The sequence below is a fragment of the Bradyrhizobium sp. MV1.5 genome (assembly GCF_055807615.1).
Genome location: NZ_JBVVPL010000013.1, coordinates 152404 through 163525 on the forward strand (window position 1 = coordinate 152404; position 11122 = coordinate 163525).

At 59.7% G+C, this 11122-nt stretch carries 13 protein-coding genes; 1 reads left to right on the forward strand and 12 read right to left on the reverse strand.

The features are described 5' to 3' along the window. The first annotated feature begins 125 nt into the window (after positions 1 to 125). Positions 126 to 632: an FkbM family methyltransferase gene (locus AC0L2J_RS15320; protein ID WP_473391433.1), complete on the forward strand. Its 507-nt coding sequence runs from the start codon at positions 126 to 128 to the stop codon at positions 630 to 632. Here AC0L2J_RS15320 and AC0L2J_RS15325 read toward each other — a convergent pair. The 12 genes from AC0L2J_RS15325 to AC0L2J_RS15380 all read right to left on the reverse strand — a co-directional run. After that, the gene (locus tag AC0L2J_RS15325; RefSeq protein WP_473391437.1) at positions 629 to 1666 is read right to left on the reverse strand and encodes a phage tail protein; all 1038 of its coding nucleotides are present in this window, start codon (positions 1664 to 1666) and stop codon (positions 629 to 631) included. The genes AC0L2J_RS15320 and AC0L2J_RS15325 overlap by 4 nt on opposite strands. A 261-nt stretch (positions 1667 to 1927) precedes the next feature. Further along, positions 1928 to 2422, reverse strand: coding sequence for a hypothetical protein (locus AC0L2J_RS15330; RefSeq protein ID WP_473391440.1), 495 nt, complete (start codon positions 2420 to 2422; stop codon positions 1928 to 1930). Beyond that, complete coding sequence (locus tag AC0L2J_RS15335) at positions 2419 to 2838, reverse strand: hypothetical protein (protein WP_473391443.1); 420 nt, start codon at positions 2836 to 2838, stop codon at positions 2419 to 2421. Before AC0L2J_RS15335 ends, AC0L2J_RS15330 begins: the two co-directional genes overlap by 4 nt. A 770-nt stretch (positions 2839 to 3608) precedes the next feature. Further along, positions 3609 to 4064, reverse strand: a complete 456-nt coding sequence (locus AC0L2J_RS15340; RefSeq protein WP_473391446.1) for a hypothetical protein — start codon at positions 4062 to 4064, stop codon at positions 3609 to 3611. 392 nt (positions 4065 to 4456) lie between these two features. Beyond that, positions 4457 to 5656: a hypothetical protein gene (locus tag AC0L2J_RS15345; protein WP_473391448.1), complete on the reverse strand. Its 1200-nt coding sequence runs from the start codon at positions 5654 to 5656 to the stop codon at positions 4457 to 4459. A gap of 5 nt (positions 5657 to 5661) precedes the next feature. After that, entirely contained in the window at positions 5662 to 6513 is an 852-nt protein-coding gene (locus AC0L2J_RS15350) for a tail fiber domain-containing protein (protein WP_473391450.1), read from the reverse strand. An 81-nt stretch (positions 6514 to 6594) separates the two neighbouring features. Continuing rightward, the gene (locus tag AC0L2J_RS15355; RefSeq protein ID WP_473391454.1) at positions 6595 to 6876 is read right to left on the reverse strand and encodes a hypothetical protein; all 282 of its coding nucleotides are present in this window, start codon (positions 6874 to 6876) and stop codon (positions 6595 to 6597) included. 353 nt (positions 6877 to 7229) lie between these two features. Further along, complete coding sequence (locus AC0L2J_RS15360) at positions 7230 to 8135, reverse strand: hypothetical protein (protein ID WP_473391457.1); 906 nt, start codon at positions 8133 to 8135, stop codon at positions 7230 to 7232. Positions 8136 to 8241: 106 nt separating this feature from the next. After that, entirely contained in the window at positions 8242 to 8787 is a 546-nt protein-coding gene (locus tag AC0L2J_RS15365; RefSeq protein WP_473391459.1) for a hypothetical protein, read from the reverse strand. Positions 8788 to 9161: 374 nt separating this feature from the next. Beyond that, on the reverse strand, positions 9162 to 9428 hold the full coding sequence (locus tag AC0L2J_RS15370) for a hypothetical protein (RefSeq protein WP_473391462.1): 267 nt from the start codon (positions 9426 to 9428) through the stop codon (positions 9162 to 9164). A gap of 245 nt (positions 9429 to 9673) precedes the next feature. Continuing rightward, positions 9674 to 10279, reverse strand: a complete 606-nt coding sequence (locus AC0L2J_RS15375) for a hypothetical protein (protein ID WP_473391466.1) — start codon at positions 10277 to 10279, stop codon at positions 9674 to 9676. Between the two features lie 211 nt (positions 10280 to 10490). Further along, positions 10491 to 11122, reverse strand: a 632-nt coding sequence (locus AC0L2J_RS15380) for a hypothetical protein (protein ID WP_473391469.1), incomplete at its 5' end; no start/stop codon positions are given.

Here is an 11122-nt window from a genome sequence, read left to right on the forward strand (position 1 = left end):
TGCCGATCCTTACGGGGCCAAACCGGGGCCTGAGGTGGGTTGTTGGGGCCGGAAATCACAGTTGCTGGCTCGGCACATACGAAAGCGTCATTGCCGGATCGATTGCCGCACGTGTTAAGCCCGGCATGACGGTGTTCGATGTCGGCGCGCATGCCGGTTACTACACGCTGATGATGTCTCGGCTAGTTGGACAAGGCGGTCGGGTTTTTGCGTTCGAGGCGAACCCGGAAAATGCTAACAAGCTCCGCAAGCACTTACAGATCAACGGCATCAAGAACGTTGAACTGATTGAGGCTGCTGTCTCGGACCGAACCGGCGCTGCCTTCTTCGAAGTCGACGTCGGTCGCGATAAATATGGCTATATGGGAACACTCGCCGAAAGCGGAGTGTCTGTCAGAACCGTCGTGTTGGACGATTTTCCTATTCCCGATCTGATGAAGATGGACATCGAGGGTGCCGAAACACGCGCTTTCCTCGGCGCTCCCCGTCTTTTGTCGGCCCAGCGGACCGCGATCTTCCTTGCGCTGCACGACCAAGCTATGGAAGAGGCGCCAGCCCTTCTCAAGCGCAACAACTTCCTTCTTCAGCCGATCGCGGAGCGGGAGACGTGGGCCACGCCGGCACTCAGCTAGACTATCCGCAGCAGCTTGTTGGCGATGATTGTCGGTTGTACGTTCCGATGGGCGCCACCTCCCGTATTGGTCGATGTGACGGCGGCATTCCCTGCGGTGATGGTACCGCTAATTGACATCTGACCAAACTGTCCACCAGGAGAGCCGGGAACCGATAATTGACTACCTCCAGGCGAAGCAGAACCAGCGATATTCGAGGTTGTCCAAGCCGTGTAACTGTTCGTTGTTCCAGTCAATGAGATCGATCCACTATTCGATGACGTGATGCCAGTCGGGATCTCTGCGATTGTCAGCGTGTGGCTCTCAATCCCACCAACAGCGCCAAGCGCTGCTGCGCTCGTGCCGAAATAGGTTGATGTGAGCCTAGACGCCGCGCTTCCGCCCATGTCGTCCTTGCCGGCAATCACGCGCCCACGCAGATCGGGGATATTGAAGGTGGTCGAGCCGTCGCCCGTTCCAAAGGTCGTGCTCAACAGCGTGAACAGCGCGGAATAGGTAGTGCGAGAGATCGCCTGCCCGTAAGGGAAGACAAAGTTGCTGTTCGGCGCCGTGGTGCCGAAATAGTCGATCATGCCGCCAATCGGAACGGTGAACGGAAGTTGATAGAAGTCCTTCAGCCGCCAATTGTCGCCGGAAAAGTAATAGACCATCGTATAAACGCCGCCAGCGATGAGCGTGGCGGACGGGACCGGAGTAGAGCCGCTTGCAGTATCGATGATGATCGTAGAAGCACCGAGGCCATCAACGTTCAGTGTCGCGCCCGCCCCGTTCGTAGCGCTCATCGTGACGGCCAGCTCGGCGCCGTTCATCAATGCTTTCGACGCGAAGACCTGGTTTGTCGTGAGGGTGTATGCCGTCGAGGTGCCGCCCGTTAGCAGAAGCCCAGCGATGTCGTCGCGATACTTCGCCGTCGCCGCCATCATCGCGCGCGCCGAGTCGTTGACGCTGGACGGCGACTGGCCTTCCGCCCAGTTGATGGTGGAATCCGCAGTCGCGTCGGCGGATGCCGTTTGGGACCATTTGTAGAGAGTCATACTGCATCCTCAATTGGAAGAGCGGCGCCGTGAGGCGCTATCATGAGCTTCGAGAAAGTCGTCGTTGCGGCCCGTCAGCCGGATGTTTTCGTCTCTCTGGCGCACAGCTCGATATACTGAGCGCAGCGACAGGACGGAGCCCGGGCCGTCAGGAGGTTGCGGATCACGCCCGGGGGGACGCCGGGACTCTCGCTTGCGATTCCGGCGACACGCGCGTCGATGATCCCATCGATTTCGGCGCGCAACTCCTCAATCCGATCCTCAATTCTTGTCACCGGCTGCTGTTGTTGCTTCAGTGCCATTGGTCTCTTTGCCTTTCGTTTGTGCCTCGAATGCCGCCAGTCTCTGGCGGATGGAGGCTGCATCGTTCTGCGCACGCCGGAGCGCGCGTTCGCGTTGAGCTTCGTGCGAAGCGAGATGAATCTGGATGTCGTAGGGTAGCGCGTCGAACTGTCGTTTGAACCGCCCCGGCCACGACCGCGGCGGAGGAATAGCCGCAATCCCACTCATCGCGCTCGCGGCCAAGCCGCCCAGTGTGGGATCCGCGAGGCCGAGCGCGACATGCATCCGCGATATGTCCTGCACGGCCGGCCAGAGCCGGCTCATGCCGAGCGACGCGCAGTCGGTGACAAAACGGGCCACCGATGCAGGTGTCGCCGGACAGGCGGTCGCGCCGTTCAGCTCACACCATTTGACGAACATTGGCGCATCGCGCAGCCGTGCCTGCGCAAGCGCCGTCAGTAGCGGATGGATCATCGCTTCGCTTTGCGCAGCGCTTCATGGAGATCGCCCATGCGCCGGCGCAGGTCGACCAGCTGAACGCGCTTTCGCAGGCTGTGAGGGCTCGAATCGATATCGCCCCCAAGCTCGGCATCAAATTTCTCGAGCGCTGCCGCGCGCTTCTTCAACCCATAGAGCGCGAAGTTCTCCGCAATCCGATCCCGCGACATCGGCTCGCCATAGAGATTTCCGCTGATGGATTCGGCGCGTTCAATGAAATTTCGGTCGTCCTCGCTCATAGTGCGCTTTCCTGTCGTGGTGTCACTTTCGTCGATCGATCGGCGAAAAGAAGATCGGCGGCGGGATCCAATGCTCCGGTCGTTCGGCTCGCCGTAGCGTTGGCGTGGATTGCTCCTCTGCGCCCGCCCGGCTTCCCGTTTCGGCATACGCATTCATCTCGTCCATTGGGTACCCGAGCGCGGCGTATGGGTTGAGCTCGCGGCGGATCATGTGATCAGGCCATGACCAGATCAGTTTTGCCTTCTCATTGGGACCCGGAAGAACTCCCGTCCCATACCCCTCAGTCGCAACATAGAGATCGTCGCCTCTCTGGACGATCGAGCGGAAGACGTTGCCCGGGTGGAGAAGATGCCCAGGCATCGTGGTATTCACGATCATCAACCGGTCGTCGTCCACGTGCTGGCGAATAGGGCCAAAACCTCGGACATCCATCACCGCTCCCTCAGCGCTGTTCTGGTCGCCCTGAAACGGTATTGCGTGCCCTTTGAGCGATTCAAACGCCGATAGGGGTGTGTTGCCCTGCCTGGTGCTTCCGACCCACTGTTCTCTTTGGTAATGATGTGGACCGCTCGGCACTGTGACCTGTCGTCCGCCCAAAAAAGGGATGCCAAATTGGATTGGCGATTGCATCGTGGGATCCACGCAGAATGCTCCGCTTGCTTGCAATAAGAGTTGAGCGCACGTCTCCCCTGGACGCGCGAGTTTTTGGTGGTCGAGGGCTGGAGGCTGGTGATGTAGCTGACCCAGAGCTTGAAGTGCTGCGACGAGCTGAAGATCGGCAGTGGCCCTGGCGCGCTCGCAGCCGGGCTGATCGCACGGGTTACATGCGGCCCATGAACATCAGAACGCGCGAGCTGATGGTGTCTGAAGGTTGAACGTCGAAGCCTCAGGAATTAAAGGCGAGCCCGGTAAGCCCTCCGGCTCAGCCTGATGCGGATTGGTCGGCGCGCGTGCCTCGCTTGAACCACCTGATCAGGCGGCCGACCGCGGCGACGACGAGCCACGTAACGAGATTTGTTGCGGCCATGACAAGAGCCGCGATAATGGGCCCGTCCGCGGTTCGCGGAATGTCATTCGGACCGGGCCACATCAACACGACAAGCACACCGACGAACAATATATTGGCGAGCGCTATGCTGGCCATGAACCGCCGCATCGGCGGCAATCGCAGGCCAAACAGCTCTGGCGTCACGACGAGGGTTGCCCCCACAAACAGACAGACGAAATGTAACAGCGAGAAAGAAATGGCCGCCATTACGAGCGAAACGATGGATATAAGGCCGTATGTGACGAAAAGGCCCACGACCGACACAAGCAGGAACTTGATGAAAACATCGAGGACGATGATCGATAGCCACCGGGACGCCGAGAAATTCAACTTGCCCTCCTCAACCAATATCGACCCGTTGTCGCCGGATGTTGTCGCAAGATAGAGGTTGCCTGGACGAAAACGACGCCCTGGCGATGCGCCGCTCCCGGCAATCTGAGCACCTTCTCCGAGCCGCAGGTCGTTTCACCGCCTGGGTTGTCGTCTGCAGATTGCACTACTCGGTCGCTCAACTCAATGCCCGCTCGACGTCCGCGCCTGGTATCTCATAGAACTCGCCCGGGCTGGAAAGCCATGCGCCGAGAGGACAGCTCGGACTGCGCCCGCTCGACGCGGACGCTGCCCGCACATTCAATCATCAATCGTTCCGCCGTCGAAGGTCAGGATGCTCGACACGAGAACTACTCCAATCGTTCGAAGGACGGTTTTCCGGTGGACACCGCTCACCGCCGACCGGCTGTCTTTGCCTGATAGAGCGCGACCGCGTCCTTGAGATCGCCGGAGCTGGAAAGCCGGGCGCTCAACGTTCGCAGATCATGCTGCTCGCCCTCGCCCCGGCGCGCCGCCATGCCCGGCCTCTGCACCGGCGGCATCGGCTTAGTCGTGACGGCGTCCCTCGCTTTCATCATCAATCGGTACTTGCCTGCGTCGTACATCATACGCTGGAACGTCGCATTGCGCATCAACGGCTCGCTGTCGAAGAGGCGCCGCATTTCTTCCGGTTGGATGCCGCTGGCTTTGGCCGACGCCATGATTTCCTGCGCGACCGCCTGCCTGACGTCTTTCGATTCCTGCTTGAGCAACGTCTCAAGCCGGGCGTCCTCCGCCTTTGCATAGTTCAGAAAGCTGTGCCGCGAGACGTCCGCCGTCCGCCGCATTTCCTCATTTTGCCGGGCGCGCAATTGCTCGCTCGCCGCGACGATCGCCTGGATGCGTGAGAGCTTCGCGGGATCCTGATGTGCGATTTGCGCGAGGGCTTCCGGAAGCCGCTCCGGTGCCAGGCCGGCCAATTCTGGAAACTGGCTGACAAAGCTCGCCTGCGCGATCTGCATGGCGGCATCAAGTCCTTCGGCATAACTCCGCCGTGCGCGCTCGACCTCGCCCACCTTTTCCTCGAGCGCCAGCCGCACCTGCGGATGCTGCAAGAGCTGCTCGAGATCGGGGTCGAGCTCCGCGGAACGCTTCTCGCGATCATTCGTGGCGTGTGACGAGGCTTCGATCTCCCCAGGCCCGTCGCGCCCTTCAGGCTGCTCAAAGCCGTAGAACTCGGGCGCATCCGGATCATTGGCAGCCACTTCGGCGCGAAGTACATCGATCCTTGCCGCGAGCGCCTCCGAAGACTCGCCCTCGGTGATCCGCCTGTCGCCGGCCGTAGCGCTCGCATAATCCCGAGCTGCGCGCGCGAGGGTCACCGCCTCGTTTGCCGCAGCGGGCTTGCCCTGTGCGTCGGTATACTGCCTGACGATGACTTCCGGCTGTGAATCGGATCTTTGGTCAGCAGCATCTCGCAGTGACGCGCTGTCACTGTCGATCGACTGGAGATCGCTCTCCCTGTCCGGGTCCGGCATTTCTGCATACCCTGCGTTGACCAGGTCGAAAGCGGCGCCTGTTGGCTCCGCGTCTGTGGGGACCGTCATGTCCATCCTCCCTACTTCTTGAAGGCGTTGATCAGGCCGCTGATGCCGCCTGCAATCGTTGCAAACTGGTCAGCACCGGACTTCTGCTGTGTCCCCGTCGTCGTGCTGTTGCCCTGCTGTCCAAGTTGCGCGATGGGAACGCCGATCTGCGCGAGCAGACTCAGCGCCTGCACGGGAATGCCGCGGCGCTGCGCTTCCTCCGCCAGCGTAGCGTTGGCTCCGTAATTCTGCGCATCGAGCGCCGATTGCGCGGCAGTGACGCCCTGGCCGCGATTGGTGAGGTCGCTCTGCTGCATTTGGGTGAGGGCATTCGCGGTGGTATTGCCGGCATTGTAGAGCGCGCCTGCGGAGGCAAGCTGGTTCGCCACGTCCTGGTTGTATTGCGCGGCGATCACCGGCGCCTCGGCCGCCGCGACGCCCCTTCCATAGGCCATTTGGTTGGCGCCACTGAAATCACGGCCGGCGGCGGCGAACTGCGAGTTCACATCGTTGCCGACGTCCGATCGAATCTGCGCGAGCTGCGCCGCGAGTGCCGGGTTGCCCCCGATCATGCTGCCGTTCGCGTATGGCGTCAGCCAGTTGCGATAGGAAGCGAGGTTGTCCTGCACATTGGTTGTCTGCGCGGTGGCGCCGCCGCCGCCCAGCAGCGATTGTGCATAGCTGGCGATCTGGCCTGCATAAGGATTGCCTGATGCGGCGTTGTTCTTCAGGGTGTCGAGCGCAGAGCTCTCCGCCGACGTCAGGCCGGTGTTGTTGAGCCCCGTGCCGATCTGACCCAACATTGTTTGCAGCGCCGGCTGCGCGGCAGCCCAGGGTGCCGATTGCGATTGCACGGTCTGTGTGGAGGTGGATTGTCCGCCCATGGACGATGTTTCCTTGAGTATGAGTTCGCTCTTCGCAAGCGCGAGTGCTGGTCGAAGCGACGAAGCACCAATGTGAATTTGTCAGTCGAACGGAAAGAAAATCGGTGGCTGCACGACCTTCTTTTTTGGGGACGTCCCGCTCGCCAACTGGGCCAGGTCTTCCGGCGGGATCTGCAGCAGCGCGGCCAGTTGCCGCGAATCGAACGGCAGCGTCTGAGCAGGGCCGGGATCGAATTCGGCAGTCTGCCATGGGCGCACATCCATGAACGGGTTCGTCGTCTGCCCGTCCGGATTGGACGCCGGTGGAATTGCTCCATTTCGTCCGCGGGAAACGCGAGATTTTCCAAACAGCCGGTCGATCAAATCCCGGCCGACTGGAGCACGTTGCTCGTCCGACCTTGGCTGCAGCGGAGATGGGGTCGGCGGCGGAACGCCGAATGGATCGGGACCTTCTCGAGGAGCCAATGGGGGCTGCGACCAAGGAGGAGTTACCGGCGGGATCACTCTCCAATGGTCGAAATCTGCCCACCATGGCGGCTTCGGAATCGCACCTTGAAGACCAAAATTGGGTATCCGTACGTTCGGGTCTTTGAATGATCGTGACATCGAGGTTCTCACGGAATGAAAATTATTGTGGACGACCTATCAATGGGCGCGCCGTTCAGACGATTCATTGAACGATTTCGCCAATTGGAAACTTCTCGAAATCTCATTCTTCAGGGGTCGTAGATCACGCGATAGATCAGACCCAATCGCTTCGCGATCTTGTCGACTTCGTCCTGACTGTTCGGATAGTGCTGGTAGACGAGCCTGGTCTTGATCGCGCTGGCATGAAGACGAGGGTTCCAGGTCCACAGCACGGCGGGATACCGACCGGTCGACCGATAGAGATTCATGAGTGTCCGTCGGATGAACATGCTCTCCGGCGGATCGGTAAAGGCGGGACCGGCGATTCTATCGCGATAGAACTCGGTCCAACGGCGCCACGCCGGCTCCTTGTCGGAGTTGGTCCGTACGCACTGCATCGACGTCAGAAAAGGCCCTGCCTGGTCCTCGCCCTCGATGAAGCCCACGCAATCATGGTCGGGAAATTGCTGGATAGCTCCCCAAGCTACGAGGGCATCGTCCAGGACGTAGGTCTCGGACGAAGCAATCAGGATAAAACTCGCGCAGGCAAACAAGCAGAAATCCCGAACGACAACGATCGCGTTGCGATCCCTGAGCACATTCGCCAATTGAACTGCGCGCGCGGGGTCCCCTCCGCGGCTGCGAACGATGGTGATGCCCCGATCCGCCAGATCTGCCGCAGCCGAAACGTCCAAATCCGATGTGATCACGCCATCGAGGCACAGCGTGCGCTTGTCTTGCGACAATGCGATCGGGCGGGCGATGTCGCCGCGACAATAGTCGGCTGCGTGACCGTAAGGAGCGAAGTCCGTCTCTTGTGCTTCGGATGGGCGGCCGCTCGTGCCAATGACCAGGCAGATCAGCGCAAGCCAGCTTCTCGCAAACCAACCAGGCAGCCAGCTTCGATCCCCACGCTTCGGGCTGGATCGCGCCACATCCGCTGTCGTAAAGCGCGCCCCGCCGCTCTCATCTGGATGACGTTCGGCCCACGACATCTTCGGCCTCTAAGCTTGCGAAAACACGGGTTTTCCCAACTTAGAACAAATCAAGAACAAATGCAACCCTAAATCGCACGGAATGTTGAGAACGCGCGTACCGCCGCTACAGCAAGCGCTTGTCGATGATCGCATGGGTCTCTTCGTATCCGTCGAGAACGCGTGCCCACCCCTTCCGTCCGAAGATGCGCACGCACCGGCACCCTTCCGCTTCGGCATAGGCCTCGATACCGCGTATGAGGAACAGCCAGCGCGTCATGCCGGCGCCGGCGCAGGCCGTGATGACGCAGACCTTGCCGGCATCCGTCTGCTGGAGGCTCGTCGATGCGACGGCTTCGACCACTGAGCCGTTCCAGGCCACCCAAAGCAGCGAGACACCAGCAAGAATGTCGCGCTCGATCGTTGCGAATGTCGATAATCCCGTCCTGACGATCGCCCGCTTGATGAGGGGCGCGACAAGCGGCCAGATCTCGCGCACCCGCCCCGGATCGATGCAGATGAGCTGCGTTTTGTCACGTCGATCCGGGCAGAAACAGCGTGCTGGCGACATCCGGCTAGTCATGCGCAATTCCGAAGGGTGGACGAAGAATGACATACGCGCTGCCGGGATCGCATCCGGGACGTAGACGCACAAACTGTCATTCCTGCCCATCGCAAGGATCGTCGGGCGGAGTTGACTGCAATGGAGCGATACGCTGCCCGACTGCGATCTCGATGAGAAGCTTCCCATCTGCACCTTCCCAGCACATGATCCGGTTGATCAAGTGCGGCGCGGCAAAATCCGCAATGGCGTAGTCGCCCCGCCAAGTGAGGCCTCATTTGGCGCTAGGTGTAACCACCGCTCTCTGGAACTCCCAATTGCTCTTCTTGAGGAAGGGAGCGACGAATGCTAAGCATCGTGCGTTGAACTCTGAGTTCTCACTAGCTGCAATCGCACCGGTCGGCATGAGTGGCGGGGCCTCGATGTCCGGCTGCTGCTCGCTCATTGAAAATCTCGGTTCAGAGATGAGATTAAGTCGCGCCAAGCTAGCAGAGACTGTAGCCAAGCCGGTCTAGATCCTCGACCCGCCAGTTAACCCAATTGATCGAAATTGTTGTACCCGCAGGTACTTCAGACTTCGCAAGTCTGTATTCGCTCATCTGTCCAAGGTTCTTGAGGCACACCGCCCGGCTTAGACGTGCATCATCGAGAAAGAATGCCTCGTTCATCTCCAAGGATCGCCTCACCACGTCGAGATAGATCGCTTGAGCTTCATCCCAGTAGTTCTGGTCTCTCAGCCAGTGCGCCACCATTTAAGCCCCGGCGAGAGATTCCCGCTGTACACTCGGACTAGATCCAAGCTGGCCGATTTTGGCACGCAGCACCTCCTCCACCCAACCAGTCGAGGGATCTCGTCTCCGGTCAGAGCCTCCCCATGCTCGCGAAGAAGAGCCTCGGCCTCATCGTGCCGTCTGTCGAACATCAGAGATACGAACTTTTGTGCTGAAGAGGACATTCGCAACTTCCCGGTTCGCAGCAATCGTTAGCGCCTTGGATTTTAGATCCCCTCCTCAGGGAGCTCGAATCTAGGCACCTCGTCCGCTGACGTGTCCGTAGAACGCTTCGGCCGAAATTCATTGTATCGATCAAGAACGTCCTTCCGGATCAATCCGGGAGGCGCGCGATCGACGAAATCACGCTCCCGTCCAACGTCGATGGCGCCCTTCTCCAGTCGAAGCGACATAATTCCCTCAAGCACGTCGGATAACAGGTCGCCGCGACCAATCTTCAGCAAAATGCGAGCCTTATAACCAAGAGCCTCCCGCCGACGCTGGCCGCTGCGATACGCACGCTCGATCGCAACATCAATGCACCGGAGAGCCGCTTCAAAATCCTGCTCATCGTATAGATAGGCATTCGCTCTGATTATTGGAAACCGGACATCATCAGGGAACTCCTGGATCATCCCGTCCGCCAATTGGCGCGCGTCGCGATCGCGGTTGGCAATGGTCAGAAATGGATTAAGCAGCGAAGCTAGTTCGAGCCGGTCTTCTCTTGCCGAAGTTTTCAGGCGCGATTCAATAGCGGCAACAATTTCGTCCGGAGGTACGCCCGCACGCAATTGTTTCATACAAACCTGCTCTAGCTCGTCGATCGGCGACATGTTGCAAGTCTCCTTGAGTGCAAGACGTGACGCCTAGGCTAACGAACGTGAATTACCCCGTTATAGCTGGTAGAATTGAACGAAACAAGAACAACGTCAACTCGAACTCAAATTCCGGGTCGGCTTCGCCCCCGCCCCTCACGCTCATCCCGACCAGCAACGATTGCCCACACATGAAGCTCAGATCGCTCACCGTCGCCAAGCGGCATTCTCAGCGCCGCTTCTTTGATTTCCCGCTGCTTTTCCTTTCAGCCTCTCTCTGACGAGCCAGAAACTCTTTCACGTGTTCAGGATCGACGTCCTTCATCGTGAATTTGCCTTCCTGCGGCTCGTTCCGATAGCATTGTTGCAATCTAGTGTCCGCTCTCTCCTTACATATCCTCTCGTAGACGGGATCGACGAATCCAAATTGTCGGCACCAATCATTTTTCTCGTCCTGCCAATCCTGAATGCATTCCCTTCGCCTTTCATTGTCGTTGCCACCCGATTTGGCGCCATTACCGAATCCGCCGCCTGAACCGCTGCCGCTTGCATCCGCATCAGGATAGTTTGCCGGCGGCTCTTGGTCTGGCACCAGAGGCGGAGATGCGACGCCGGCCGAAGGTTTGCCGTCCCCATCCGGTCCCGCGCGGACTCCGTCCCGGGAGATCGGGGAAACACGCCGCAATTCGCGATAATCTGGATCCGTCAGCCCACCAAGCCCCAAAATCGATGGAGGCAAACGGCCGCGACCATTGGCCTCCGATGTAACGGGCGGCTTAGGGAACGGCGTCTGTGGGCCTCGAAGCTCGCTGCGCGGATTCGAAATACGCACCGGCCTGTTCGCATCAAGAAGTCCTGGCG

Excerpts from the sequence above, each read along its gene's own strand:
- AC0L2J_RS15360 (WP_473391457.1), bottom strand. The coding sequence starts at position 8,135 with ATGTCGTGGGCCGAACGTCATCCAGATGAGAGCGGCGGGGCGCGCTTT.
- AC0L2J_RS15345 (WP_473391448.1), bottom strand. The coding sequence starts at position 5,656 with ATGGACATGACGGTCCCCACAGACGCGGAGCCAACAGGCGCCGCTTTC.
- AC0L2J_RS15330 (WP_473391440.1), bottom strand. The coding sequence starts at position 2,422 with ATGATCCATCCGCTACTGACGGCGCTTGCGCAGGCACGGCTGCGCGAT.
- AC0L2J_RS15325 (WP_473391437.1), bottom strand. The coding sequence starts at position 1,666 with ATGACTCTCTACAAATGGTCCCAAACGGCATCCGCCGACGCGACTGCG.
- AC0L2J_RS15335 (WP_473391443.1), bottom strand. The coding sequence starts at position 2,838 with ATGCGTATGCCGAAACGGGAAGCCGGGCGGGCGCAGAGGAGCAATCCA.
- AC0L2J_RS15350 (WP_473391450.1), bottom strand. The coding sequence starts at position 6,513 with ATGGGCGGACAATCCACCTCCACACAGACCGTGCAATCGCAATCGGCA.
- AC0L2J_RS15320 (WP_473391433.1), top strand. The coding sequence starts at position 126 with ATGACGGTGTTCGATGTCGGCGCGCATGCCGGTTACTACACGCTGATG.
- AC0L2J_RS15365 (WP_473391459.1), bottom strand. The coding sequence starts at position 8,787 with ATGGGCAGGAATGACAGTTTGTGCGTCTACGTCCCGGATGCGATCCCG.
- AC0L2J_RS15375 (WP_473391466.1), bottom strand. The coding sequence starts at position 10,279 with ATGTCGCCGATCGACGAGCTAGAGCAGGTTTGTATGAAACAATTGCGT.
- AC0L2J_RS15370 (WP_473391462.1), bottom strand. The coding sequence starts at position 9,428 with ATGGTGGCGCACTGGCTGAGAGACCAGAACTACTGGGATGAAGCTCAA.